This is a genomic window from Caloramator proteoclasticus DSM 10124 (assembly GCF_900129265.1).
Lineage (GTDB): Bacteria > Bacillota > Clostridia > Clostridiales > Caloramatoraceae > Thermobrachium > Thermobrachium proteoclasticum.
Genome location: NZ_FQVG01000011.1, coordinates 16738 through 43163, shown reverse-complemented (window position 1 = coordinate 43163; position 26426 = coordinate 16738). Strand labels below are relative to the sequence as shown.

Here is a 26426-nt window from a genome sequence, read left to right as displayed (position 1 = left end):
CTTTCCTGATATACAAAAATCATCTAATTTAAATAAAATAAAGTATCAAATTTATATTTTGATATACACAATTAAAATATATTCAATACAAAAATAATCAAATACTTTTTATAAAAAAAAGGCAGATTTTACTGCCTTAAGTTCTTTCTACATTCGCTACAATATCCATAAAACTTTACGCTGTGGTCATTTATCTTAAAATTATATTTTTCTTCTATTTTTTCTTCTAAAACTTCAAGAAGGTCGTCTTCAACCTCTTCCACTTTACCACAGCCTCTACATATAAGATGATGATGTTGGTGGTCCTCTTCATCGTGAACAAGTTCATATCTATTACATCCATCATCAAAATTCATTTTACACACTACACCCATTTTTTCTAATAAATTAAGTGTTCTATATACTGTAGCAAGTCCTATATCTGGGCAGTTTTGTTTTACTATATCATATATTTCCTCAGGTGATAAATGCTTACCTTCATTATCTATAATAACATCAAGTACGGCTCTTCTTTGTGGTGTCAATTTATATCCTTGACTTTTTAAAGTATGCTTTAGCTTTTCTGCATCCTCTTTAAACATAAATAGCACCTCAGCTTCTAATATATGTTAATTTGAGTGTACACTGTATTTTAACTATTGTCAAGTGATAAGCAATTGAAAAAGCCCCATAAAGGATTTCAAAATGGCATATTTGTTACACTTTTGAAAATGCCTAAAAAATCCTTTATAAGGCTAATACATAACTTGATAACAGTTTTAGTAATTAATTACTTCTTCTTTAACTGGCACTTTAAGCAATTGCCTGAACACTTTAAGCAAGAATTCAATTCTGTTCTACATCTTGGACATATAGTCGAATTTTTTACCAACATTCCACATGTTGGACATTTAATCTCCATATAATCATCTCCTTATACAATTAAGAAAGCAAGAACTCCACCAACTAAAAATGCAAGAACGAAACTACCTAACCATATTAAAGCTGCTTCCTTTTTAGAACGCTCTTTAAAAATAACAATAATTGATGCAATGCAGGGAACAAATAATGTAATAGTAACTAAGGCAACTACAGTCTGCTCTGGTGTTAAACTTAACTCAGTAAGACCAGCAGCCCCAAAATCTCTTCTTATTATTCCCATAATAAATGCATTTGCAGCTTCCTTAGGAAGTCTTAAAAGGCTTTCTGTTATAGGTTTAAACACATCCTGTATTTTATATATTATTTTTGTTTCTTCAAGCAGCGTTATTATAAGAGCACCTAATGCAAATAGGGGTGTTGCTTCTTTTAAAAACATTATGGTTTTTGTCCAAGTCTTTTTTAATACATTAGAAATCTTAGGCAATCTCATAGGAGGAAGGTCTATAAATAGCTCTGATGATTCACCAGGCAAAGTCTTATTTAGTATTGTACCTGTTAAAGCAAATACTATTAATATTGTAAATGCATAAATAAGTATATATTTCGTTCCAAGTGGCGCTATCATCCCAGCAATGACACCAAGCTGTGCTGAACAAGGTATTGTAAATCCTAACAGAATAGTAGCTATTATTTTTTCCCTTTTCGTTCCTAAAAGTCTTGTTGTTATTGTTGCCATAGTTATACAACCAAACCCTAAGATAATCGGGATAATTGCTCTTCCATTTAATCCAAAGAAGGATAAAACTCTATCTACTAAAGCTGCTATTCTTGGTAGATATCCTGAATCCTCCATAAGAGACATAAAGAAATAAAAAGCAATCACAAGTGGTGTTAACAATCCAATCACATAAGTTGGTGTTAAAGTTAAAATTCCAAACTCACCAGCTAAAAGTCTATACATAAAGGTATTTTGATTAAATATTTTTAAAATTATATTTCTAATAAATGGTTCATAATACCCAACCATAATAGTTTCTTCTGTAACTCCAACTACATCTCCTGCAACCCACACACCTATAACTTTAAACACCAAATAAAGAACTACCACAAGTATCGGTATTCCAGTTATAGGGTTCAAAGTCATTGAGCTTATCTTTTGTCTTAGTCTATTTCCTTTACCTTCTTTAATTATTACAGATTCAACTATTTTATCTACTCTTTCTCTTCTTAACCTATATATCTCTTCTCTTTTACCTGATGTTTTAATATTTAATCTCTCTGAAATCGCATCATCATCTTCAAGAAGCATCAAAGCTTCACTTTGGTGCTCTACCTTATTTTTATATTCCTCAAGATATTCTTTAATTTTATTATCAATGTTTCCAACTTTAGCATTTTTAATATTGTTTTTAACTTCCTCTAACCCTCTTCCCTTAACAGCAACTGTCGGAATTACAGGCACTCCTAAAAGTTCACTTAATTTATCTATATCAATTTTAATTCCATTTCTTTCAACATCGTCCATCATATTTAGTGCAACAATTACAGGTTTGCCCATATCAATTATCTGTAGAGTTAGAAATAAATCCCTCTCAAGATGGAGAGCATCAACAACATTAAGTATGACATCTCCATAAAGAATTACATCTCTTGCAACTCTTTCTTCGTCATTAAAGGATGATACCCCATATACACCTGGAGTATCTATTACAACGTAGTTTTCAAACTTTCCGTGTGAAACATCAACTGTTGTACCTGGAAAATTAGAAACATCTACATACATACCCGTTAAAGCATTAAAAAAAACTGACTTTCCTACATTAGGGTTACCTGCTAAGACAAGCTTTTTAAATCCCTTAGGAATGTCAATTTTTATTCCTGAGCAACAATCCATCAAGCTCCCTCCTTAATCACGTCTATTTCAATTTTTTTAGCTAAAGTTCTTCCTACAGCTATCTCCTGCATCCTATTACTTAATATTACTGGCCCAAATGGTATTTTTAAAGAGCAGTCAACCTTTGCACCTTCATATATTCCAAGTCTTATTGCTTGAACTTTAATTTTTTCATCATTTATTTTTTTTATATAAATCTTTTGTCCCCTTTTAGCCATATCAAGTGTCATACTAACATCCCCCTTTTAGTATTGAAATTCATTTTCAATTATATTATATGATTAATGATAATGATTGTCAATATCTAATTTAACAGGAATTTCATTTAAAATGCCAATTTCATCAAGAGTTATATAACATCTAAAACATTTAATGTCTACACCATTCTCTTTTGCCTTCAAAAGAGTTTTATAAAATTTATCATCCATTTCTTTATAAGGAGTAAAATATTTTGCGTAATCCATAAATGCAATAAAAATTACTTTACTCTCATAACCAAGCTTTTTTAAATTAATCAATTCTTCTACGTGCCTACTCCCCCTATCAGTTGGTGCGTCTGGGAACCTTGCAATCCCATCTAATTCATATGTAGCACATTTAACTTCTATAAATGTATGCTTTTCACCTTTTATGTAAAAATCAAATTTACTATTCCCATAAGTTACTTCCCTTTTTAATTCACCATCTCCTAAATATACATCTCCTTTTATTATTGCCTCCTCTAATACCCTATTGGCTAAGCTTGAATTGATACAGATTAATTTGTCATTTTTATTTACAAACATTAAGGAATATCTGGTCTTTCTCTTCATATTATTGCTATCCAATAAATATACCTTTGTTTCAGGAATCAAAAGTTCCTTTAATCTCCCGGTATTAGGTACGTGTACAAGTTCCTCCTTGCCATCGACTTCAACTATAGCTTCAAATCTATTTAATCTTTTTATAAATATTGCTTCTTTTTTATTTCCTGCTATCTTGTATCCCATAGTATACCTCCCTTTAGCATAAAAAAAGGATATACCCGAAGGTACATCCTCTTTATTCTTCATCAAATTCAAAATCTTCGTCGCTGTCTAACCATTCTTGGTATGCTTCAGCAACCTTTTCAAACTCATCATCATCTTCTATAACTGAAAGTACTTCTTGGCCCTCTTCATCAACTTCAACCTTAAATACTACAGCATCCTCTTCTTCTGAATCAACTGGATAAAGTACATAGTAAACATTTCCATCAACTTCTAAGTCAGTTATAAATTCAAAAGATGTTTCTTGACCATTTTCATCTGTTAAAACGATTACATTATCCATATTTTCCATAAAATTCACCTCTTTCTTGTTTATAATTAGATTGTAAGTTTTATTTTAAAAATTGTCAACTAAATTATTTCTTTATTTTGTCAAGGTACCCTTGTAAAATATATGTTGCTGCAATAGTATCTATTACTTTTTTTCTTTTTGACCAGTGCATATCAGCCTCTATTAACATTCTCTCTGCAGCAACCGTTGTAAGCCTCTCATCCTCTAATATTATTTCCAAATTACAGACTTCCTTTAATTTATCACAAAAATTTAATACTTTTTCGCTTTGTGGCCCTAATGTACCATTCATATTTTTAGGAAGGCCTACAACTATCTTTTCTATATTATATTCTTTTATTATATTTAGTATCTCTTGCAAATCTTTTTTAATTCCTATTCTTTTTATTGTTTTTACACCCTGTGCAGTCCACCCCAATGGATCGCTGACAGCAACTCCTATAGTTTTATCACCTACATCTAAACCTAATATTCTCATTGTATCCTCCTACACAATTTTTATACAAAAATCTCTACAATATTGTGAACAATAGCCACATAGAAGGCATTTTTCTAGATTAACTCTTACACTATTTTCATTTATAAAAAGTGCATTATTAGGACAAGCTTCTGCACATTTACCACAGCCTGAACACCAATCCTCGATTAAAAGTCTTTTCTTTTTATTCTTAAGTTTATTTCTTAAATTCTCATCTATTTCATTACCATTAAATTTAGCTATGTTAGCATCTACCTCTTCTATACTTTGCATACCTAACGCTATAGAATGAACATAGGGTATATTTAAAACAAATTCTAAACATTCATCATATGAATTAAGTAGATTTCCTCCACCTAAGGGCTTCATTGCAAAAATACCCTTTCCATTAACATATGCAAATTTAATAGCCTTAAGCATATCATCAATAGTCCCATCAATTATACCTAATCCCTTTATATTTACAATAGGATGTATAACTTCAATTTCTGGTATTGTGGCAGCTGCTTCTACAACCTCTACAGCGTGGGTTGAAACCCCTACTGCTTCAATCAATCCCATTTTCTTTGCATCAACTAAATACCTTAATGCATCCCAATGGCCCTTTAATGTTAATCTGCTTTCCTGTTCATGAAGCATAAAGATACCTATTTTTTTAACACCTAAACATTCTAATGCCTCTTGTACACTTTCCTTCATTCCTTCATAGGTATAATCATAGGATTTAGAGGATATAATTATATTTTTATTTTTAGTTATTTCTAAGGCTCTTTTAATATATGGGTAAGTTTTATAAAGTTTTGCAGTATCTATAAAATTTACCCCTTTATCAAAGGCGTGTGCAATAATTTTAGCACCATCTTCAATAGGTAAATTTGCTTGAAGTGGGCCAACAGTTAAACTACCAAAACATAATTTTGATACCTTTAAATTAGTTTTACCTAAATAATAGTATTCCACATAAATCACCCTTTTAAAATTAAGTTGCATTGGGATAATCCCAATGCAACATTTTACTTGTTTTCAAGATATACTTTAAAAAGCTCCTCTAATATTTCATCACGTTCAACTCTTCTAATTATTGTTCTTGCACTTTTATGACTGGTTATATACGTTGGATCACCTGATAATATATATCCAACTAATTGATTTATTGGATTATATCCCTTTTCCTTAAGAGCTTGATATACTTCATCTAATACCTCTCTAACCTTCTGATTAGGCTCAAACTCAAAATTAAACTTCATTGTTTCATGGTGCTCTGCCATAATAACACCTTCCTTTGTTTATTCTTTATACATAATATACCATTATTTTATCATAGTTTCAACAATATCAAATACTTTGTTTAATGCTTCATCTATCTTTGAGGCATCACGACCACCAGCTTGTGCTATGTCTGGTCTTCCACCTCCGCCGCCTCCTGCTATTTTTGCAACTTCTCTTATTATGTTTCCTGCGTGTGCTCCCATTTGTACTGCATCCTTACTTGCCATAGAAACAAATACAACTTTTCCTTCTTTGCTGCTTCCAAGAACTATTACACAAGTTCCCAATTTTTCCTTAAGTCTATCTCCCAATGTTCTTAAACCATCCGCATCTAAGTCTACCTTAGCTGTAGCAACCTTTACACCCTTTATATCTCTTGCAGAATTTACAATTTCATCAGCAACACTGTTGGCCATCTTACTCTTTAAAGTCTCAATTTCTCTTTCTTTTTCCTTAAGTTCATTAATTAAGCCTTCAGCCTTTCTAACTACTTCTTTAGTTGTAGTCTTTAGAACCTTCGAAACGTCATTTAGTGTAGCTTCAACCGAATTAATAAAATCAATAGCACCTCTGCCTGTTACAGCTTCAATTCTTCTAATGCCTGCTGCAACTCCACCTTCAGAGATTATTTTAAACATACCTATTGTTGATGTATTTGAAACGTGAGTTCCTCCACAAAGTTCCATACTAAAGTTACCTACTCTTACAACTCTAACCTTACTTCCATATTTTTCACCAAATAGTGCTGTAGCCCCCATCTTTTTAGCTTCATCCAGTGAAGTTTCAATAGTTTCAACACTTAAAGACTCTAATATTTTTTCGTTTACTAATGCCTCTACCTTCTTGATTTCATCACTTGACATTGCCTCAAAATGTGTAAAGTCAAATCTCAATCTATCACCTGCAACTAAGGAACCTGATTGTTCAACGTGGCTACCTAAAACTTCTCTTAATGCCTTGTGTAATATATGTGTTGCAGTATGATTTCTTGCAATATCCATCCTTCTTTGTGCATCAACCTTTGTTATAACTTCAGCGTCTCTTTTTACATCTCCCTTAACAACCTTACAGATGTGTATTATTTTATTGTTATGTGTCTTTTTACAATCTAAAACATTAATTTCAAAATCCTTTCCTACTATAACACCCGTATCGCCTACTTGACCACCCATTTCTGGATAGAAGGTTGTCTTATCTAATATTAATGTTACTTCTTCATTATCCTTTGCAGTTTCAACAAATTGTCCTTCTCTAATTATATATAGTATTTTTGCATCTGTTTCTAAGTTTGAATAGCCAACAAATTCTGTTTTTAAATCAGCTGGTAAAGTGGCATATATGTCTAAATCTGTTCCCATATAATTAGTTTCTTCTCTTGCTGAACGTGCTCTTTCTTTTTGAGCCTCCATTTCTTTTTCAAATCCTTCTAAGTCAACAGTCATATTTTGTTCTTCTAAAATTTCTATTGTAAGCTCAATTGGGAAACCATATGTATCATATAACTTAAATGCACTTTCTCCATCTAAAACATTTTTATTATTCACTTTTAATGCTTCAATAAATCCATTTAAAATGCTTAATCCTTGATCTATAGTTTCATCAAATCTCTCTTCTTCAAGCTTTATAACCTTCTTTATAAACTCTCTTTTTTCATCTAATTCTGGATAAGCTGCCTTTGAATTTTCAATTACCACATCACATATATCATACAGAAAGGCATTATTTATTCCAAGAAGTTTGCCGTGTCTTGCAGCTCTTCTTAAAAGTCTTCTCAATACGTATCCACGTCCCTCATTTGAAGGAAGTATTCCATCACTTACCATAAATGTAACACTTCTTATGTGGTCAGTAATGACCCTTATAGAAACATCCTTTTTATCATCTGTATTATATTTGTAATTAGCAACTTGACATACCTTATCTAAAATTGCCTTTATAGTATCTACCTCAAAAATTGAATCTACACCCTGCATAATAGTTGCTATTCTCTCTAATCCCATTCCAGTGTCTATATTTGGATTTTCAAGTTTTGAATATGTGCCATCTTCTTCTTTGTTAAATTGTGTAAATACAAGGTTCCAAAATTCAATAAATCTATCGCAATCACATCCTACCCTACAATCTGGTTTGCCACAACCTTTATCCTCTCCTCTATCAAAATATAGCTCTGAACAAGGTCCACAAGGCCCTTGGCCTATCTCCCAGAAATTATCCTCTTTACCCATTCTATAAATTCTATCTGCAGGTACACCAACCTTCTTTGTCCATATTTCAAAGGCTTCATCATCATTTTCATATATTGTTACATATAGTCTATCCTTTGGAAGTTTTAAAACCTCTGTTGCAAACTCCCAAGCCCAAGCAGTTGCTTCTTCTTTAAAATAATCACCAAAGGAAAAATTACCTAACATTTCAAAGAAGGTACCGTGTCTTGCTGTCTTACCTACTCTTTCTATGTCACCTGTTCTAATACACTTTTGGCAAGTTGTAACTCTCTTACTTGGAGGAACTTCTTGCCCTGTAAAATATGGTTTAAGTGGTGCCATACCTGCATTTATTAATAATAAACTTTTATCATTTTGTGGAACAAGAGAAAAACTTGGTAATCTTAAATGTGCTTTACTTTCGAAGAAAGATAGATATTTTTCTCTAATTTCATTCAAACCCATATAATTCATACTTCTAACCTCCTTAGTGTAAAAATGCTATAATTCCATATAAAATTAAATAAAAAATCCTTCATCCCTAAAAATTAGGGACGAAAGATTACTTCCGCGGTACCACCCTATTTACCAAAATGGTCACTTAAAGCCTTAACGACAGCCAACGGTAATGCCTACTTAAATTTCAGCACACAGCTTAGGGACTGCTTCCATACCTATCTGTAAAGGTTTTCACCAACCACCTTCTCTCTGAAACAGCATTAGTATGTACTCCTTCCCTTCATTGCCTTTTAAAATATTTTTTTCAATAAATAATTATAAGTTACTTTTATAATTCCTGCAATAGGTACTGCTAATAAAAGTCCAATTCCTCCAAAAAATTTTCCACCTATTAACAAAATAATAATTATATAAACAGGATGAATACCTAAACTATCTCCTAATATTTTTGGTGCTATTATACTACTCTCAACCTCTTGAATTATAAAGAAAAAGATTGTAACTATAATCGCTTTATTTATAGATTGAGTTAATGCTATAAGAAGTGCAGGAATAAAGCCTAAAACAGGTCCAAAATAAGGTATTATATTTGTAAATCCATTTATTATAGCAATAAAAAGAGGAAATCTAATTTTAAGCACAACAAGTCCAATAAAGGTAAAAACTGATATAATAATTGATAGAATTAACTGACCCTTTATATATTTTCCTATAATTTCATCTATATCCTTAGCCAATTCAAATAATGCTAATCTGAATTTAGCTGGAACTATGTTTACTAATTGTTTTTTAAAATAGTCTGTATCTATCAAAAAATAATAGGTGAATATTGGTGTTAATAAATATAATGGAACCTTTTTTGAAACAACAATTGTATTTACAAATATTTTGTCTAAGTACAATGTAATATTATTTTTGACTTTATTGAGTAAAATTTCTATATTTCCCTTAAGATATGCTGGAATTCTATTTAAAAATATAAAATACCTTTTAAGCGTATCCTCTATAATGTCAATGCTTGATGCAATAATAAATATTTCTTTTATTATACTTGGTACAATTACAAGAAAAACAAATATTATTAGAATTATAATAAAGATTAGTGCTACTAATGCCGCCAATTTTGAAGAAAAACCTCTTTTTTCAAGATGTCTTTTTATAGGATAAAGTATGTATGCAAATATTATTGAAACAATGATAGGTTCAAGCAAGTCTTTAATTATATATAAACTTAAAACAAACAATATAAAAAATATAAAATAAATTATAAATGTTTTTTTATTAATCATAAATAAACACTACCTTAGTATTTTATTAATTGATGCTTTATTTAAGATTCTTATGTCATCATTTACAATTATAAATTTAGATTTAAACTTAGTGTCCTTATCAACCAAAATTATATTTCTACCATTTATCAAATCATTTAGTATACCATTTGTTACACAAAGTGCCTTTATTTCTCCAGTATATTCATCGAATATTATATCCTTTAAACTGCCTAAATAACTTGTATTTTTTGAAAAAACACTATTACCTAATCTCTCAGCTAAACTCAATTTTCTAATCACCTTATATTTAATTTTGCTTAAATTTTTATCAAGATTAGAAATTATAATAACATCAGATACTATATTAATTTGTTTTGGGGTCACAAAATAATACCTACTCAATATTCCTCTTCTTTTAGAAATTATATAACCTGTAACATTTAACTTTCTGCAATCAAATAAAACATCAATTATTTTTCCTAAATCCTCTCCTGAATAAGTAACAACCTTTTTATTTAAAATATCTGTAAGCCTTTTCATACTATCACCTCTTTTTTAGATATTTTTTGCAAAACATCTAAAAAAATACCTATAAAAAACAAAAATAAGTAAACAAAGGTGACAATCACCTTTGTTTACTTATTTTATTATTCCTCCGCCTACAACTATATCTCCATCATAAAATACAACCGATTGTCCCTTTGTTATAGCCCTTTGAGGAGTTTCAAACTTTACTAAAACACCATTCCCATATGGTTTTATTATAGCATCAGCTTCCTTTGCTGAATATCTAATCTTTGCTGTAACCTTCATTTCACCTTCAAGCTTTTCAAAAGGAATAAAATTTACATCTTCAGCATACAGTGTATCCTTGAATATATCCTTTTCATCTCCAACCACAACTAAATTCTTTTCTGGTATTATATCAATTACATATACTGGCTTTCCTAATGATAATCCAAGACCTTTCCTTTGACCGATTGTATAATGTACTATTCCTTTATGTTTTCCTAGCCTATTTCCCTCAACATCAACAAAATAACCTGCTTTAATATCATTTGGTCTTCTTTCTTTTATAAACCTTGCATAATCATTGTCAGGAATAAAACATATCTCTTCGCTGTCCTTTTTATTCGCAACAGATAGTCCAATTTCTCTTGCTATCTCTCTTACTTTATCTTTAGTAAATCCACCAAGTGGCATAAGAGTATGTTCAAGTTGATATTGTGTCATATTATAAAGTACATAGGTTTGGTCTTTCTTATCGTCTTTAGATCTTTTTAATAAAAACCTGCCTGTTTTTTCATCCTTTTCAATAATTGCATAGTGTCCAGTTGCTATATATTTTGCACCAAGTAATTCTGCTCTTTTTAAAAACTCATCAAATTTAATAAACTTATTGCAGGCAATACAAGGATTGGGTGTCTTACCTGCTAAATATTCATCTATGAAATAATTAATAACTTTAGATTCAAATACTTCTTTGAAATTCAAAACATAGTATGGAATATCAAGTTTAGCTGCAACTCTTGTAGCATCATTAACAGCAGAAAGAGAACAGCATCCTCCTTCTCTCTCTTCAAATTCTAAATTTCTTGGTATAACCTCCATAGTTATACCAATTACATCATATCCCTGTTCCTTAAGTAAATATGCAGCGACGGAGCTATCTACTCCGCCGCTCATCCCTATTACAACCTTTTCCTTCATACATTCACCTACTTATTATTCGTGATGATGGTCGTCATCGTCACTAAATCTATCTTCCCAAGGTTCTAATCCTTGCTTAATTCTATAATCGTTAATTGCCTTATGAATTGCTTGTTCTGCTAAAACTGAACAGTGCATTTTAGCTGGTGGAAGTCCATCTAAAGCTTCTGCAACTGCAACATTTGTAAGTTCCCAAGCTTCTTCTAAAGTTTTTCCCTTTATTAGTTCTGTTGCCATTGAACTTGAAGCAATAGCTGAACCACATCCAAAAGTTTTAAACTTTACATCTACTATTCTATTATCTTCAACCTTAAGATAAATCTTCATTATATCTCCACACTTTGCATTTCCAACTTCACCTATACCATCAGCGTTTTCTATTTCTCCAACATTTCTTGGATTCATAAAATGGTCCATTACTTTATCACTATACATTTTTATTTTCCCCCTTCTTTAATAAATGATTCGTATAATGGTGACATATCTCTTAATCTTTGTACTATTTGTGGTAAAACTTCTAAGACATAATCAACATCTTCTTCTTTATTTAAATCTCCAAGACTTAGTCTTAAAGAACCGTGTGCAATTTCGTGTGGAAGCCCTATGGCCATAAGTACGTGTGAAGGATCAAGAGAACCTGAAGAACAAGCACTGCCTGTTGAAGCACAAATTCCATAATGATCTAATAATAGAAGCAGTGATTCTCCTTCTATAAACTGAAAACTTACATTTATGTTGCCTGGTAATCTTTTCTCTGGATGACCATTTAACTTAGTATATGGTATCTTATCCATAATTCCTTTAAGAAGTCTGTCCCTCATAGATTTTATTTTTCTATTGTGTTCTTCTATATTTGATGTTGCAAGCTCAATTGCTCTTGCTAATCCAACTATTCCTGGAAGATTTTCTGTTCCTGCTCTTCTCTTTCTTTCTTGTCCTCCACCGTGTATTAAATTATCAATTTTTACACCTTTTCTTATATATAGAGCTCCAACACCCTTTGGTCCATAGAATTTATGTCCTGCAAGAGACAACATATCTATATTCATTTCTTTAACATCAATTTCTACATTTCCTACAGCTTGAACAGCATCTGTGTGGAAATATATTCCTCTTTCCCTTGCAATTTTACCTATTTCAGCTATAGGTTGAATAGTACCTATTTCATTATTTGCAAACATTATTGTTATTAAAATTGTTTTATCAGTTATTGCATTCTTTAAATCTTCAAGATTTATTAAACCATATTCATCAACATCAAGGTATGTTACCTCAAAACCTTGTTTTTCAAGATATTCACAAGTATGCAATACCGCGTGATGCTCTATTTTAGTTGTTATAATATGATTACCTTTATTCCTATTTGCAAAGGCTACTCCCTTTATAGCCCAGTTATCAGCCTCAGAACCACCACCTGTAAAATATATCTCATCTGGTAGTGCATTTAATGCCTTAGCAACCTTCTCTCTTGCTTCTTCTATTGCTGCCTTTGATCTTCTACCAAAGTTGTATATTGATGATGCATTCCCAAATTGTTCAGTAAAGTAAGGCATCATCGCCTCTAAAACTTCTGGTTTAGTATATGTTGTGGCTGCATGATCCATATAAACAAACCTTTTTTCCATAGTTATTCTCCCCTTTTAATACTTGTTATAATATTCATTGATTTATAGTCATTCACCATATCTTCTAATGTTATTGAATGAGTCACTTGATTTACACTATCCCTTATTTTTATCCACAAAAGTCTTGTTGCACAATACTCAATTCTTGAACAATTATCTTCATCATCTATGCATTCAGAAATTTCAATTGGTCCTTCTAATACATCTAAAATGTCCCCAACCGTTATTTCTGAAGGTGGTCTACTTAGTACATATCCGCCCTGTGCACCTCTTATGCTTTTAACAAGACCTGCCTTCCTTAAGGAACCAAACAATTGCTCAAGATAATATTCGGATATATTTTGTTTTTCAGAGATAGTTTTTATTGATAGAGGCTCACTACCATAATTTAAAGCAAGCTCAAACATTGCCTTAACACCATATCTCCCTCGTGTTGATAGTTTCAAAACAATCACCTCAAATTAAATTCCGAGTAAATTAATATGATTTACATTTTCAGCTTATCATAGCAGACTATTTTTGTCAACTTTGAATTTAAAAATATTAATTTTAACATTTACTATTATTTCTGCATTATACCTAAATTATTCATATACTTCCTTTAATTTATTTAACCTTTCTCTTATCTTAGACTCATATCCTATATTTTTAGGTATGTAATACTTATTTCCAATGTGCGACTTAGGCAGATAATCCTGTTTAACATATCCATTATAGTCGTGTGGATACTTATAACCTATTCCTCTACTTAATTTATTTGCTCCTTCATAATGTACATCTCTTAAATAAGGTGGCACCCCAGAATCATTATTTTTTCTAACATCCTCAAGTGCACTATCAATTGCCAAATAGCAAGCATTACTTTTAGGTGCACAAGCAACGTATGCAGTTGCTTGTGCAAGTATTATTCTTGCCTCAGGAAAACCAATCATACTCACAGCTGTTGCTGCATTAGTTGCAACAACCAGTGCCATAGGATCAGCATTCCCTACATCTTCACTTGCACAAATCATAATTCTTCTTGCAATAAACATTGGGTCTTCTCCAGATTCAATAAGTTTTGCAAGATAATATATTGCTGCATCTGGATCTGTACCTCTCATACTTTTTATAAAGGCTGAAATCAAATCATAATGATAATCGCCATTTTTATCATATAAAATTACTCTTTTTTGAATACATTCATAGGCATCCTCTAATGTTACCTTGATTTTACCCTCAACTCTTTCAGATGTTTTTACTGCCATCTCTAACGCATTTAATGCACGTCTTACATCCCCACCAGCATTATATGCAATGTATTTAAGGGCCTCTTCATCTATATCAACATTATATTCCTTAAGACCCTTTGGACTCTCTAAAGCATTTTTTAAAACATCTAATATTTCATCCTGCGTTAATTCCTTTAATTCAAATATCATCGACCTTGACAAGAGTGCCTTGTTTACTTCAAAATATGGATTTTCTGTAGTTGCCCCTATTAAAACAACAATACCCCTCTCAACATAAGGCAACAAGGCATCCTGCTGTAATTTGTTAAACCTATGTATTTCATCTATAAAAAGAATTGTTCTTTTAGAATTTATTTTTAAATTATTTTGAGCCTCTTCTATAATTTTTTTAATATCGGATACACCTGAAGAAACCGCATTTATTTGTCTAAACTCCGATTTAGTAGTATTTGCTATAATCATAGCAAGAGTTGTTTTACCAGTACCAGGAGGACCATATAATATTATAGAGGATAAATTATCAGTCATAATTGCCCTATATAGCATTTTGTTTTTTCCAAGTATATGTTTTTGACCAACAAACTCATCTAAAGTTTCTGGCCTCATTCTTTCTGCAAGTGGCCTATTGTCTTTGTTTTTTTTAAGTATTTCAAACATATCCATATATCAATTCACCTCAAATTGATTTTTTTATACTAAGTGGTATAATTATTTATTATTAAATTTTGATAACCAATTATTATTTATTTTAAGGAGGATGATAGGTTTGAATAGATTTTATTATCTTTTTCTATCCTTTGTAATCTACTCATTTTTTGGTTGGACTATAGAAGTATTATATCATATTTATAAAAATAAACGTTTTATAAATCGAGGATTTTTATACGGTCCAGTTTGTCCTATATATGGTTTTTCAGCAGTTATATTTATAATTTCTTTAACTCCCTTTAAAAACAACTTTGTATTAACCTTTTTAATAGGTTCAATAATTGCCAGTATCATTGAATACATAACCGGATACTTACTTGAAATTTTATTCCATTCAAAGTGGTGGGATTATTCAAACGAAAAGTTCAATATAAAAGGTTACGTATGTTTAAAATTCTCTATTTATTGGGGTATATTCGCAGTAATTTTTATGAATTTGATTCATCCAAAAATAAACAAAATTATATTATTTATAAGTGAGAGATATGGAGAATGGATATATAATATCTTATTTGCCTGTATTTTAATAGATGCTGTCTTAACTATAAATAGCCTATTCCAATTAAAATCAATCTATATTGAATTACAAGAAATTCTAACTGAAATTAAAAATACATTAGACAAACTTAGCGAGTCTGTAAGTTCTGAAACTAAATTTAAACTTGAAAATAAAATTGAAAATCTAAACTTTATAAAAGAAAAAATACTAAACAGATTAAGCTTTAAACAAAAATTACTTTTACGTGCATATCCTAAGATTAAGTCAAATAAATTTGAAAATGCACTTCAATATATTAAAGAAAAATATAGGATAAATAACTAAAATAAATAGGGTCCTATATAGGATTTTAGGAATGTTTTCTCCTTTAAAATCCATTATAGAACCCTTTACCATTTTGTTTTACAACTATTCAGTAAGTAGGGATACCCCCTATTTCATTGTTATTGCTCTTGCTGGACAATAGCTTACACACTTTCCACATCCAACACATTTACTTTCGTCTACCTTTGAAATACCTCCACCGAAAAATCCTGCTTTATCTTGAGTTATAGCACCTACTGGGCAAACTCTCTTAGCAGGACAAAATGGTGATCTATCACATTTTTGTGGATCGATATAAGCCTTCTTCATTTTTTCTCCTCCTTTTATACCTCTGTGGGGTATGTTATAATTATAATATATGTATTCTATTTTATCAAGTTTTTTAAATAATATTTTTTATATTCTACACCTCCTCTTACTATCTATTTTTAATTTATGTGATTTAAAAATATTTAATTCTACTATTAAATGCTAATTTTTTTGCACATTTTAATAATTTTATTAAAAAATTATTAAAATTATTGTTGACTTTTTTCGAATTTTCTGTAATTATAAAAATATACGACAAAATTTTTGCATGAGGGGGATTATTATGGAACTAAAACTCGACATGATTCAAACGGTCGGACTTGCCGTAGTAGTTTACTATTTGGGTGTGTATATACGCTCAAAGGTAAAAGTACTTGAAAAGTTCTGTATACCTGCACCAGTTGTTGGTGGATTACTATTTGCAATTGTAAATTTAATCCTAAGAGAAAATGGAATACTAAAACTCACTCTTGACACTACTCTTCAAAAACCATTTATGCTTGTATTCTTTACAACAATAGGTCTAACTGCCAGTTTAAAGCTTCTTAAAAAAGGTGGACTTGCTGTATTGGTATTCTTCCTATGTACTGTTGTTCTTGTGCTTCTACAAGATACATTAGGAGTACTTGTAGCAAAGGCTGTTGGAGCTAACCCATTGCTTGGACTTATAGCTGGTTCAGTAACAATGGTAGGAGGACACGGTACGGGTGCAGCCTTTGGAGAACTATTTGAAAAATCCTATGGATTTAATGGTGCTGTGACTGCTGCAATGGCAGCCGCTACATTTGGACTTGTTATGGGAAGCTTAATTGGTGGTCCAATAGGCAGAAAACTTATAGTTAAAAACAATCTAAAATCTCATGCTTCAGACTATTTAGATGAAGTAGCTATTACAACTGATGTTGTGAATTATGAAGAAATGTTTAAAACATTTACTGTAATTATAATTTCAATGTCACTTGGTGCTGTACTTGAATTATGGTTTAAGAGCAAAAACATTACTCTGCCATCCTACATAAACGCAATGATTATAGCAGCAATAATTTTAAATATTGGAGAATCAACAGGAAAATATCATATAAACCAAAAATGTGCCGATATATTAGGCTCAATAGGATTAAACGTATTCCTATCTATGGCTTTAATAGGACTTAAACTTTGGGAACTTAAAGAAGTTGCAGGGCCAATGCTTGCAATACTAATTGTTCAAACAATTCTTATGGCTCTATTTGCTTACTTTATAGTATTTAGATTCAATGGTAAAGATTATGATGCAGCTGTAATGGCAGCAGGTACTTGCGGATTTGGTATGGGAGCAACTCCAAATGCTATGGCCAATATGACTGCCATTTCTGAAAAATATGGTCCTGCTCCAAAGGCATTCTTCGTAATACCAATAGTTGGTGCATTCCTAATAGACTTTACAAACTCAATAATTATTACTACATTTGCAAACTTCATTAAATGATTTAAGGGGCGATTATTCGCCCCTTATTATTTCTTCAAGTGATTTTACAAATCTTTGACACTGTTCCATTGTCCCAACTGTAACTCTAAGCCATCCTGGCATATCAAACAAAGAACCTGGTCTTACAATTACACCCTTTCTTAAAAGTTTATTAAACACCTCCATATCATCTTTGCCTGTATCAACCATAACAAAATTTGCTTGGCTTTCTATAAACTTTAACCCTAATCTATTAAATTCCTTATAATAATATTGCCTTCCCTCTTCATTTTTTTCAACAACAAATTTTAAAAATTCCTCATCCTGTAAAGCTGCTATACCTGCCTCCTGTGCAATTAAATTTGTATCAAAGGGACCTATAACTGAATTCATATATTGAGTAATTTCTTCGCTTGCAATTCCATAACCTAATCTTAAACCCGCAAGACCGTATGCCTTTGAAAAAGTTCTTAAAATTACAATATTTTTATATTTATCAAGAAGTGGTACTGTTTCAGGATAGTCTTTGTCATTTACATATTCACGATACGCTTCATCAATTACAACAATAATATCATCTGATATATTTTCTAATGCCCACATTAATTCATTACTTTTAACAATTGTACCAATAGGATTATTGGGTGTAGCAAACCATATAATTTTTGTTTTATCTGTTATTGCATTTACCATTGCCTCAACATCTAATCTATAATCCTTCATTTTAACCTTTATTACTTTTCCACCCATTATTTTAGCAGAATCCTCATATCTTTGAAATGATATATCTCCCATTATAATTTCATCATCTTTATCAATAAAAACACTGCATAAAACCCTTATTAATAGGTCAGAACCTGTGCCACAAAATATCATTGATGGTTTAACCCCAATATGTTCAGCAAGAGCTTTTTTTAACTCATAGTTTGATGCATCTGGATATAAATTGATTGAATCAACTGCATTGTACATTGCTTTTTTTACTTTTTCTGAACAACCATATGGATTTTCGTTAGATGCAAGTTTTATTATGTCTTCTAATCCTAACTGCCTTTTTACTTCACTTATCGGTTTACCAGCTTGATAAGGCCTTACTCCTTTAATAGCCTCTCTTATTTTCAATGTTACCCCCTCCTCAATTAAAATAAGTCTGCCTAATATTATAATAACTAATTTTTAGTCATTACTCAATGTTTAATATTGAATATTTTGAATTTTCTATATATAAAATTAAAATAATAGGCAAGGATTAATCCTCGCCTATTATTTTAACTTCTGTCTCTAGTTTTACTCCAAACTTTTCATATACAACATCTTGAACGTGTTTTATAACTTCTAAAACATCTTTTGCTGTCGCATTTTCATAATTTATTACAAAACCCGCGTGCTTTTCTGATACCATAGCACCACCATATCTATATCCCTTAAGTCCTGAATCTTCAATAAGTTTACCTGCAAAATATCCAGTTGGTCTTTTAAATGTACTTCCTGCACTTGGGTAATTTAAAGGCTGTTTTTCAATTCTACGTCTATTTAGTTCCTCCATATTGCTCTTAATCTCATCATAATTACCCTTATCAAGATTAAAACAAGCCTCAACTACCACAAGGTTTTCCTCTTGAACCCTGCTATGCCTATATGATAAATTTAAATCTTCCTTAGTTAATTTGATTAATTCTAAATTATCATTTACACATTCTGCCCATTCGATAATATCCTTTATTTCGCCTCCGTATGCCCCTGCATTCATAGCAACGGCACCTCCAACCGTACCTGGAATTCCAGAGGCAAATTCCATTCCCTTTAGAGAATTTAGCAGGGCTTCCCTTGCAGTATTTGAGAGAGAAGCACCCCCTCCTGCAATAATATTATTATCCTTTACTATAATATAATCAAGTCCAGTCAATTTTAGAATAACTCCTCTAAAACCACCATCTTTTACTATTAAATTACTTCCTTTACCCATTATAAAATAAGGAATATTATATTTTTTTATAAGCTCTAAAGCCTTTATTAGCTTTTCTTTAGAGTTTGGAATTATCATAATATCACAGGGCCCACCAACCTTAAAGGAGGTATGATTCCTCATAGGTTCATCAAACTTTATTTCACCTTCACCAAAAAAGGATTTTAATTCTATTTTAAGTTCATCTATATTCATCATTTCAACTCCTTTTGATTTTTTAAGCAATTTTAAGTATATATATAATTAATGCAGAAATCAAGAATAATGTTACAAATTAATGCATCTATTCTAAAATGTATGTTTACTTTATACTTGCTTTAAAGCTTAAAATCAAAGCCCTATGAATGGATTAAATTCATTAAATCCTTCACAGGGCTAATTATTTAACTATTTATTTCTTCTTAATTTGAGAAATCTTTTTAATCTCTCAACATCGGTGCTTATTATATTCTCTTCGGTTACTCCGCACTCCTTTAACATATTTAAAGCCTCTTTAAACTCACCAATATGATAACATATATGTGCATCACTACCTAATGTAAGTAGGTTTCCCATATCAACAGCCATCCTTGCTATTTCACTACAGTTTTGATAGCTTCCTGGTCTTGATATTCCAAGTGAGCTATTATTTATTTCAATTAAAACATTGTAATCCTTTGCAGCCTTTAAAACTTCTTTTTTATCAATCTCAAAGGCTGGATTCCCTGGATGTGCAATTATATCAACCATTCCACTTTTTATTGCACCTATAATAGCTCTTGTATTGTCCTTTTTACTCCCTGGCGTAATACAAACATCGTGCAGACTGGCTACAACTATATCAAGCCTTGACAATCTTTCTTCATCTAAATCTAATCTACCATCATAATCTATAATATTTGCTTCAACACCCTTTAAAACTTCAACTCCATTTATTTCACTTGGAATTGCCTTAAGGTTACCAAAATAGAAAATGTGCGGGCCTCCTGGCATTGCTGGTCCGTGATCAGTTAATGCAATAAGCTTTATTCTCTTCTTACTTGCCTCTAAACAATTTTCTAATAAAGTACTATAAGCGTGGCCACTTGCTATAGTATGGGTATGTGTATCAACAAGTATCTTCATTTATATCACTCCTAAGAATTTATTTCATTAATCATTATACATTATTGTTAAGTTTTGTTAAAGATTATTATTGTTAAAATAATTATAAATAGATAACGCGGCCTTTTCATTCATCCCATCTACTTTTAATAGTTCATCTATGCTTGCTTTTTTTATTTCCTCTATACTATTAAAATGCTTTAAAAGTGCCATTTTTCTCTTTTTACCTATTTCAGGTATATCATCTAAAATAGATGATAAGGTATTTTTAGCTTTTAATCCCCTATGATAACTTATTGCAAATCTATGCACTTCCTCTTGAACTGCAGAAATAAATCTATATAAATACGAGTGTCTATCTAAAACTATCTCTCTACCTTCATAAAAGAGTGCCTTTGTTTTATGTTTATCATCCTTTACCATCCCACATATAGGTATTACTAATCCCATTTCCTCCAAAACTCTTTTAACAGCCTTTACTTGCAGTTCTCCACCATCAAGTAATATTAAATCTGGAAAAATCGAAAATTTTCCATCCTCTAGCCCATTTTCTCCATCTAAAAGATTTTTGATTTCTTTTAATCCTCTTTTAAACCTTCTCTCAACTATTTCAGCCATACTATTAAAATCATCTGCACCAATTACTGTTTTTATCTTAAATCTCCTGTACTGCTTTTTATTTGGCTTTCCATTTTCAAAAACCACCATCCCACCTACACTATCTGTCCCCTGTATATTGGAGATATCATAGGCTTCAATTCTCTTGGGTAGTATATCCAAATCAAGTACTCTTTTTAGTTCATATAGTACAAATTCTGTCTTTAATTTTTCCTCCTGTATTTTATTTCTTATATTTCTAAGTGCCTCATAGGCATTCTTTTTAGCAAGCTCGATAATTTCACTTTTTTCTCCTCTTTTTGGAACTTTAACAGTAACTTTACTTCCCCTCTTGCTTGTTAAATATGATTCAATTATATTTACCTCTGGTATTTCATTAGATAGAAGTATCTCCTTAGGTATAAACTCTCTCTCCTCATAAAACTGAACTATAAATTGAGACACAGCATCTTCATTTACATCTTCAAAATAAAAATTTTCTCTTCCAAGCAACTTACCATTTCTAATAAAAAATACTTCAAAGGACATACCTTCATCATCTTTAGCATAGGCAATAACATCCTCATCCTCTAAATAACTGGATATAATTCTTTGCTTTTCTTGAATCTTCTTAATAGAATTTATTTGATCTCTATATTCTGCAGCCTTTTCAAAATTTAACTTACTAGATTCATCATACATTTTTTCTTCTAAAATTTTAATTAGCTCATCATATTTACCCTGAAGAAGTTTAATAACTTCATCAATTATCTGCCTGTACTCTATAACATCAACCTTTCCCGTACAGGGTGCTAAACATCTATTTATATGGTAATTCAAGCAAGGTCTATCAACTTCAACACCATACTTTAAGCTTTTTCTGCAGGTTCTTAATTTAAATAATTTTCTAATTAAATTTATAGTTTCCTTTACTGCCGAAACATCAGTAAAAGGCCCAAAATATTTTGAACCATCCTTCTCGTATCTTCTTGTTACAAAAACACGCGGATATTCCTCATTAAGAGTAACCTTTATAAAGGGATATTGTTTATCATCCTTAAGAAGAATGTTATATTTTGGTTTATATTTTTTAATTAAATTACACTCTAAAATAAGAGCCTCAAGTTCTGAATTAGTTATAATGTATTCAAAATCTGAAATGTTTGAAACCATTACTCTTACCTTAGGTGGATGATTTCCCCCTTTAAAATACTGTCTGACTCTATTTTTAAGATTTATTGCCTTACCAACATAAATAATTTCACCAAGCTCATTTTTCATAATATAAACACCTGGTTGTTCAGGCAAATTTTTTAACCTTTCTTCAAACATTAAATCAGCTCCTACTTATAGTTAGTTATGATAATAGGTAATCTCCAAGCAACATAAACTAAAAAGGTTAATATTATAGCCGATTCAATTATATTGCCAAGCCAAGAACCAACTTTAAATGTGAAGGGCATTTTAAACTTCTTTTTTTTAAAGGGATACATTATAGGTATGCCTTTACTCGTAAACATATCTGCAATTAGATGCATTATATATCCTAATGAAAATGGAATTATACATTCCCTAAATCCATATAAAATTGCAGCATATCCAAATAAAGAAACAAAACAAATAAAACCAAATAAACTATGCGTAAGGCCATTCCTATGTGTAGAAAACCCAATAAGAACACTAAAAAAAGAGAGTATTTTAAAATAGGTATAATTAAAGTAAAACGAATTTATTAGATATATAACAACTCCTAAAGTAATATAAAATGTTGTCTTTGTTAATTTATTTTTAAAAGGAAGTATATACTGATTTATGAAACTCTTTGGATGGTCAATATCAGGCAAAAGTGAAGCTAACGCACAAGCAACTAAAGCACCTGTTGTTAAGGATAATTTAAAGTATTCTGATAATATAACAGTAAACATAACTCCAATAACTAAGTGCGTTTTGCCAGTCATTTGTTTGCTCCTTCTGTTTACATAATCTCAATAATAGTATATTACAAAAGAAGCAAGCGAACAAGTGTTTTGTTATCTGTTTAAATAATGTGATATAGCCTCCTTTGCTATGTCTAATGCCCTACCAGAACCAGCACCTGCATTTTCAACTACAACCGCTATAACAATTTGTGGATTGTTTGCTGGTGCAAATGCAACAAACCAAGAATGTGCCTCCTTACCAATTGCATTTTCAGCAGTACCTGTTTTTGCTGCTATTGGTATGCTGTTTCTTGCTTTTTTTGCAGTACCCTCTTTTACTGTTAAAATCATATAATTCTTAATCGTTTCTGCAGTTTTTAAATCAATTGCATCTGCCAACTTTTCAGGTTTTGTTTTATATTTTAAATTACCTTTATAATTAACAATTGAATCTAAAATATATGGTTGCATTATTTTACCATCATTTGCTACTGCACACGTCATAAGTGCCATAGTCATCGGGTTTGCCTTAACCTCGTGCTGTCCTATTGCACTTATACCTACCGAAAACTCATCCCTTTCATTGAATTCATATAACGCAGGTTTTATCTTTATCTTTGCAAAATCATCCTTAATATAAATTTCTTTATTAAACAGGAATTTCTCTGCTTCATTCTTTAAAACATCATAACCAAGTTTTAATCCTAATTTAGCAAATGTATTATTACAGGACACCTTAAAGGCATTTTTAATATCTACTTTTCCGTGTTTTTCTTCCCTATAATCCTTTATAATCTTGTCTCCAACCTTTAATATACCATCACAATTATTTATATAACTATCTATATCTTCTATATTTTCAAGAGCTGCTGCTGTAGTAACAATTTTAAATACAGAGCCAGGAGGATAATATTCCTGAATTGCTCTATTTAAAAAGGGTTTACCAATATTGTCATTAGAATATTCATTAAAGTTTTCATCTATTTTATTTGGATTTATTGATGGTTTTGAAACCATAGCTAATATTTCTCCAGTTTTTGGATTAATACACACTGCTGCTCCTTTATCATTTCTAAAACTATTATATATTTTATTTTGAAGTTTTGAATCTATTGTTAAAACTACATTATCTCCTTTTTTCTTTTGGCCTAAAACTGATTGTCTAAGGCTACCAAAAACATCAACAAAATCTCCTAAAAACTGTTCTCTTCCAAGTAGAATGTTATTATAAAATGCCTCAACACCAGCTTTGCCAAATTTATTACTTATGTACCCTGTCACATTTCCAAAAGAACTTCCAAAGGGATATTTTCTTTCACCCTTTTTATCCGTTTCTGCTAAAATTTCACCGTATCTATCCAATATCATACCCCTTATTGTATTTTTTTCTTCTTCTATTACTCTTTGATTAGAAATATCATATTTTATTTTATCTGCAGTATATAAATTAAAATATATTAAGTAAGTTATTATTGATAAAAAGCATAAAACAAAGAAGACAATAACTTTTTTAATATTTTCTTCCCTATCCTTCATTTTTATCTCCCTTCAGAAATTTTATATAGAACACCTAAAGATAAAAAGTTTAATAGCATAGAACTTCCACCATAACTTACAAAGGGTAATGTTATACCTGTCATCGGTATCATTTTTGTTACCCCACCAATTACTACAAAAACCTGAAAGGCCAGCATACTTGAAATACCTACCGCTACAAGTTGTGAAAAATTATCCTTAGAATAAATTGCAGTTCTTAGCCCTCTATATACAAGCAAAAAATATAGAATTATTAGAGCAGAGGCACCAATTAATCCAAATTCCTCTGCAATTGCAGAAAATATAAAATCATTTATTGCAAGAGGAATTAGGTAAGGATAACCAAGTCCAAGGCCTCGGCCAAATAGACCACCAGATGCTATAGCAAATAGGGATTGACATATCTGATAACCTTTATCCAGTTTATATTTCCAAGGATTTAACCATATTTGTACTCTAATTCTAACGTGATTAAATATGAAATAACTTAAAAGTCCACCTAAACTGAAGGCTAAAAGACCTAATCCCACGTATTTTGCATCAGACGTTGCTATATACAACATTACAAGATAAATACCAAAGAAAATAAGTGCAGCACCCAAATCCTTCTCTAAAACTAAAAATCCTATTGCAAAAAAAGTAAAAACAACAGTCTCTATTATGTCTCTTTTATTTATCTGTTTTGAAAGTGCTGAAGCTAAATATAAAATAATAAAAAATTTCGCTATTTCCGAAGGCTGAAAACTAAAGGCTCCTATTACAATCCAATTTTTAGAACCTTTTATTTCCTTTCCAATAAATAGAGTTGACATAAGAAGTGAAAGTGCAATAAATATATATACATACTTATACCTTGAGATTCTTATCATTTTAGGAGCAATAAATAGTATAATCATAAAAATAGTGATACCTATAGTGAACCAAGTCATCTGCTTTAAAGCATAGCGTGGAATTTCAAAGTTTTTTGTTTTTATATCGAGTCTATATATCATTACAATTCCTATTTGACATAGCAATACTGAAATTAAAAATAAAAATTTATCTCCTCTTGGATAAAATTTTCTTATAATAAAATTTGAATATGCAATTAAAATTATTGATGACAAACAAAAAATTAGCGGAACTAAATCTATTTTTTCTGTAATAAAACATAAATTAAAAAATAAAAAGAAGGTTACAAAATAAATGCTATGTAGTACCTTTTTTTCAAGTTCCATAATATTACACCTCTATATTACCTTAAATGTAATTCTGCCTATTTCAATTAAATCTCCTTCTGATATCTTAGTTAACCTATCAATCCTTTTACCATTTACATACGTACCATTTGTACTATCTAAATCCTTTATATATATATCATCCTCTAATATAATTTTTGCGTGATAGTTAGATACATATGCATCTTCAATTACTATTGAATTATCTTCTTTTCTTCCAATTGTAATGCTATCCCTTATAGGATAAACACTGCCCCTTGAAATATTTATATCCTCTGGAGCATCAAGAACTTCAAGAGCTAAGTCCATATCCTCCTTTAATCTCCCTTTTCTTTTTAAATCTATATACATTAACCTTATAATCCTAAATATAATTACATAGATAATTGCTATTATAATAAATTTTAATGCTGTTGAAACATATCTTACCATATCAACACCTCGTATTCTTTTTTAAATATTATACCATATTTTATCTTTTTAAACCAAAAATAAAAG

27 protein-coding genes and 1 other annotated feature are annotated in these 26426 nt (G+C 30.6%); of the genes, 2 read left to right on the top strand and 25 right to left on the bottom strand.

Annotation, left to right across the window (positions count from 1 at the left end; all coding sequences use genetic code 11):
- Positions 1-128: 128 nt before the first annotated feature.
- The 16 genes from BUB63_RS04275 to BUB63_RS04200 form a co-directional block, all read right to left on the bottom strand.
- Positions 129-581 carry a Fur family transcriptional regulator gene (locus tag BUB63_RS04275; RefSeq protein WP_027308310.1) on the bottom strand — a complete coding sequence of 151 codons (453 nt, stop codon included), beginning with the start codon at positions 579-581 and terminating at the stop codon, positions 129-131.
- Positions 582-913: 332 nt separating this feature from the next.
- A complete protein-coding gene (gene feoB, locus BUB63_RS04270) occupies positions 914-2755 on the bottom strand; it encodes a ferrous iron transport protein B (RefSeq protein ID WP_027308311.1) in 1842 nt (613 codons plus the stop codon).
- Entirely contained in the window at positions 2755-2985 is a 231-nt protein-coding gene (locus BUB63_RS04265) for a FeoA family protein (RefSeq protein WP_073248065.1), read from the bottom strand. The genes feoB and BUB63_RS04265 overlap by 1 nt, the downstream gene beginning before the upstream one ends.
- 51 nt (positions 2986-3036) lie before the next feature.
- Positions 3037-3744 carry a DNA/RNA nuclease SfsA gene (sfsA, locus tag BUB63_RS04260; protein WP_027308313.1) on the bottom strand — a complete coding sequence of 236 codons (708 nt, stop codon included), beginning with the start codon at positions 3742-3744 and terminating at the stop codon, positions 3037-3039.
- 52 nt (positions 3745-3796) lie between these two features.
- Positions 3797-4075: a DUF1292 domain-containing protein gene (locus BUB63_RS04255; RefSeq protein WP_027308314.1), complete on the bottom strand. Its 279-nt coding sequence runs from the start codon at positions 4073-4075 to the stop codon at positions 3797-3799.
- Positions 4076-4139: 64 nt separating this feature from the next.
- Entirely contained in the window at positions 4140-4553 is a 414-nt protein-coding gene (gene ruvX, locus BUB63_RS04250; protein ID WP_073248064.1) for a Holliday junction resolvase RuvX, read from the bottom strand.
- Between the two features lie 9 nt (positions 4554-4562).
- A complete protein-coding gene (locus tag BUB63_RS04245; protein WP_073248063.1) occupies positions 4563-5513 on the bottom strand; it encodes an aldo/keto reductase in 951 nt (316 codons plus the stop codon).
- Positions 5514-5566: 53 nt separating this feature from the next.
- The gene (locus BUB63_RS04240; protein ID WP_027308317.1) at positions 5567-5821 is read right to left on the bottom strand and encodes an IreB family regulatory phosphoprotein; all 255 of its coding nucleotides are present in this window, start codon (positions 5819-5821) and stop codon (positions 5567-5569) included.
- 42 nt (positions 5822-5863) lie between these two features.
- Positions 5864-8500 (bottom strand): alanine--tRNA ligase, encoded by a 2637-nt coding sequence (gene alaS / locus BUB63_RS04235; RefSeq protein ID WP_073248062.1) that lies wholly within the window; start codon positions 8498-8500, stop codon positions 5864-5866.
- A gap of 73 nt (positions 8501-8573) precedes the next feature.
- Positions 8574-8778, bottom strand: a binding site (T-box leader).
- On the bottom strand, positions 8776-9774 hold the full coding sequence (locus BUB63_RS04230; protein ID WP_051350609.1) for an AI-2E family transporter: 999 nt from the start codon (positions 9772-9774) through the stop codon (positions 8776-8778). (Overlaps the previous feature by 3 nt.)
- Positions 9775-9783: 9 nt before the next feature.
- Positions 9784-10296, bottom strand: coding sequence for a PRC-barrel domain-containing protein (locus tag BUB63_RS04225; protein WP_027308319.1), 513 nt, complete (start codon positions 10294-10296; stop codon positions 9784-9786).
- Between the two features lie 99 nt (positions 10297-10395).
- Positions 10396-11466 carry a tRNA 2-thiouridine(34) synthase MnmA gene (gene mnmA / locus BUB63_RS04220; protein ID WP_027307987.1) on the bottom strand — a complete coding sequence of 357 codons (1071 nt, stop codon included), beginning with the start codon at positions 11464-11466 and terminating at the stop codon, positions 10396-10398.
- A gap of 15 nt (positions 11467-11481) precedes the next feature.
- The gene (nifU, locus tag BUB63_RS04215) at positions 11482-11901 is read right to left on the bottom strand and encodes a Fe-S cluster assembly scaffold protein NifU (RefSeq protein ID WP_027307988.1); all 420 of its coding nucleotides are present in this window, start codon (positions 11899-11901) and stop codon (positions 11482-11484) included.
- Between the two features lie 2 nt (positions 11902-11903).
- Positions 11904-13091: a cysteine desulfurase NifS gene (nifS, locus tag BUB63_RS04210; protein WP_073248061.1), complete on the bottom strand. Its 1188-nt coding sequence runs from the start codon at positions 13089-13091 to the stop codon at positions 11904-11906.
- A gap of 2 nt (positions 13092-13093) precedes the next feature.
- On the bottom strand, positions 13094-13537 hold the full coding sequence (locus tag BUB63_RS04205) for an RrF2 family transcriptional regulator (protein ID WP_073248060.1): 444 nt from the start codon (positions 13535-13537) through the stop codon (positions 13094-13096).
- A 138-nt stretch (positions 13538-13675) separates the two neighbouring features.
- Complete coding sequence (locus BUB63_RS04200) at positions 13676-14986, bottom strand: replication-associated recombination protein A (protein ID WP_073248059.1); 1311 nt, start codon at positions 14984-14986, stop codon at positions 13676-13678.
- A gap of 103 nt (positions 14987-15089) precedes the next feature.
- Between BUB63_RS04200 and BUB63_RS04195 the strand changes: the two genes are divergently transcribed.
- Positions 15090-15854 carry a putative ABC transporter permease gene (locus BUB63_RS04195; protein WP_159431454.1) on the top strand — a complete coding sequence of 255 codons (765 nt, stop codon included), beginning with the start codon at positions 15090-15092 and terminating at the stop codon, positions 15852-15854.
- Between the two features lie 108 nt (positions 15855-15962).
- Here BUB63_RS04195 and BUB63_RS04190 read toward each other — a convergent pair whose 3' ends face one another.
- Positions 15963-16163: a 4Fe-4S binding protein gene (locus BUB63_RS04190; protein WP_027307993.1), complete on the bottom strand. Its 201-nt coding sequence runs from the start codon at positions 16161-16163 to the stop codon at positions 15963-15965.
- A gap of 283 nt (positions 16164-16446) precedes the next feature.
- On the opposite strand from BUB63_RS04190, the gene gltS reads away from it, so the two are divergent.
- Complete coding sequence (gltS, locus tag BUB63_RS04185; RefSeq protein WP_073248058.1) at positions 16447-17631, top strand: sodium/glutamate symporter; 1185 nt, start codon at positions 16447-16449, stop codon at positions 17629-17631.
- Positions 17632-17643: 12 nt separating this feature from the next.
- Here the strand turns inward: gltS and hisC are convergent, their stop codons facing one another.
- From hisC to BUB63_RS04145, 8 genes are all read right to left on the bottom strand, one after another.
- Entirely contained in the window at positions 17644-18732 is a 1089-nt protein-coding gene (gene hisC / locus BUB63_RS04180; RefSeq protein WP_084106500.1) for a histidinol-phosphate transaminase, read from the bottom strand.
- Positions 18733-18859: 127 nt separating this feature from the next.
- On the bottom strand, positions 18860-19774 hold the full coding sequence (gene murB / locus BUB63_RS04175) for a UDP-N-acetylmuramate dehydrogenase (RefSeq protein ID WP_370882841.1): 915 nt from the start codon (positions 19772-19774) through the stop codon (positions 18860-18862).
- 189 nt (positions 19775-19963) lie between these two features.
- Positions 19964-20680, bottom strand: coding sequence for a phosphatase (locus BUB63_RS04170; protein ID WP_073248056.1), 717 nt, complete (start codon positions 20678-20680; stop codon positions 19964-19966).
- Positions 20681-20737: 57 nt separating this feature from the next.
- Positions 20738-22588: an excinuclease ABC subunit UvrC gene (uvrC, locus tag BUB63_RS04165; protein ID WP_073248055.1), complete on the bottom strand. Its 1851-nt coding sequence runs from the start codon at positions 22586-22588 to the stop codon at positions 20738-20740.
- A gap of 11 nt (positions 22589-22599) precedes the next feature.
- The gene (locus BUB63_RS04160; RefSeq protein WP_073248054.1) at positions 22600-23214 is read right to left on the bottom strand and encodes a metal-dependent hydrolase; all 615 of its coding nucleotides are present in this window, start codon (positions 23212-23214) and stop codon (positions 22600-22602) included.
- A gap of 72 nt (positions 23215-23286) precedes the next feature.
- Positions 23287-24711: a peptidoglycan D,D-transpeptidase FtsI family protein gene (locus BUB63_RS04155; RefSeq protein WP_027308000.1), complete on the bottom strand. Its 1425-nt coding sequence runs from the start codon at positions 24709-24711 to the stop codon at positions 23287-23289.
- Positions 24712-24713: 2 nt separating this feature from the next.
- Positions 24714-25928 (bottom strand): FtsW/RodA/SpoVE family cell cycle protein, encoded by a 1215-nt coding sequence (locus BUB63_RS04150; RefSeq protein WP_073248053.1) that lies wholly within the window; start codon positions 25926-25928, stop codon positions 24714-24716.
- A gap of 12 nt (positions 25929-25940) precedes the next feature.
- A complete protein-coding gene (locus tag BUB63_RS04145) occupies positions 25941-26360 on the bottom strand; it encodes an FHA domain-containing protein (protein WP_073248052.1) in 420 nt (139 codons plus the stop codon).
- Positions 26361-26426 lie beyond the last annotated feature (66 nt).

Bases quoted from the DNA above. Each gene is read 5' to 3' on its own strand.
- nifU (WP_027307988.1), bottom strand. From the start codon at position 11,901: ATGTATAGTGATAAAGTAATGGACCATTTTATGAATCCAAGAAATGTT.
- BUB63_RS04265 (WP_073248065.1), bottom strand. From the start codon at position 2,985: ATGACACTTGATATGGCTAAAAGGGGACAAAAGATTTATATAAAAAAA.
- murB (WP_370882841.1), bottom strand. From the start codon at position 19,774: ATGATGAATATAGATGAACTTAAAATAGAATTAAAATCCTTTTTTGGT.
- BUB63_RS04275 (WP_027308310.1), bottom strand. From the start codon at position 581: ATGTTTAAAGAGGATGCAGAAAAGCTAAAGCATACTTTAAAAAGTCAA.
- feoB (WP_027308311.1), bottom strand. From the start codon at position 2,755: ATGGATTGTTGCTCAGGAATAAAAATTGACATTCCTAAGGGATTTAAA.
- alaS (WP_073248062.1), bottom strand. From the start codon at position 8,500: ATGAATTATATGGGTTTGAATGAAATTAGAGAAAAATATCTATCTTTC.
- BUB63_RS04170 (WP_073248056.1), bottom strand. From the start codon at position 20,680: ATGAAGATACTTGTTGATACACATACCCATACTATAGCAAGTGGCCAC.
- uvrC (WP_073248055.1), bottom strand. From the start codon at position 22,588: ATGTTTGAAGAAAGGTTAAAAAATTTGCCTGAACAACCAGGTGTTTAT.
- BUB63_RS04150 (WP_073248053.1), bottom strand. From the start codon at position 25,928: ATGGAACTTGAAAAAAAGGTACTACATAGCATTTATTTTGTAACCTTC.
- BUB63_RS04225 (WP_027308319.1), bottom strand. From the start codon at position 10,296: ATGAAAAGGCTTACAGATATTTTAAATAAAAAGGTTGTTACTTATTCA.
- sfsA (WP_027308313.1), bottom strand. From the start codon at position 3,744: ATGGGATACAAGATAGCAGGAAATAAAAAAGAAGCAATATTTATAAAA.
- BUB63_RS04160 (WP_073248054.1), bottom strand. From the start codon at position 23,214: ATGACTGGCAAAACGCACTTAGTTATTGGAGTTATGTTTACTGTTATA.
- BUB63_RS04200 (WP_073248059.1), bottom strand. From the start codon at position 14,986: ATGGATATGTTTGAAATACTTAAAAAAAACAAAGACAATAGGCCACTT.
- BUB63_RS04240 (WP_027308317.1), bottom strand. From the start codon at position 5,821: ATGGCAGAGCACCATGAAACAATGAAGTTTAATTTTGAGTTTGAGCCT.
- ruvX (WP_073248064.1), bottom strand. From the start codon at position 4,553: ATGAGAATATTAGGTTTAGATGTAGGTGATAAAACTATAGGAGTTGCT.
- nifS (WP_073248061.1), bottom strand. From the start codon at position 13,091: ATGGAAAAAAGGTTTGTTTATATGGATCATGCAGCCACAACATATACT.
- BUB63_RS04155 (WP_027308000.1), bottom strand. From the start codon at position 24,711: ATGAAGGATAGGGAAGAAAATATTAAAAAAGTTATTGTCTTCTTTGTT.
- BUB63_RS04230 (WP_051350609.1), bottom strand. From the start codon at position 9,774: ATGATTAATAAAAAAACATTTATAATTTATTTTATATTTTTTATATTG.
- BUB63_RS04145 (WP_073248052.1), bottom strand. From the start codon at position 26,360: ATGGTAAGATATGTTTCAACAGCATTAAAATTTATTATAATAGCAATT.
- mnmA (WP_027307987.1), bottom strand. From the start codon at position 11,466: ATGAAGGAAAAGGTTGTAATAGGGATGAGCGGCGGAGTAGATAGCTCC.
- BUB63_RS04190 (WP_027307993.1), bottom strand. From the start codon at position 16,163: ATGAAGAAGGCTTATATCGATCCACAAAAATGTGATAGATCACCATTT.
- gltS (WP_073248058.1), top strand. From the start codon at position 16,447: ATGGAACTAAAACTCGACATGATTCAAACGGTCGGACTTGCCGTAGTA.
- BUB63_RS04255 (WP_027308314.1), bottom strand. From the start codon at position 4,075: ATGGAAAATATGGATAATGTAATCGTTTTAACAGATGAAAATGGTCAA.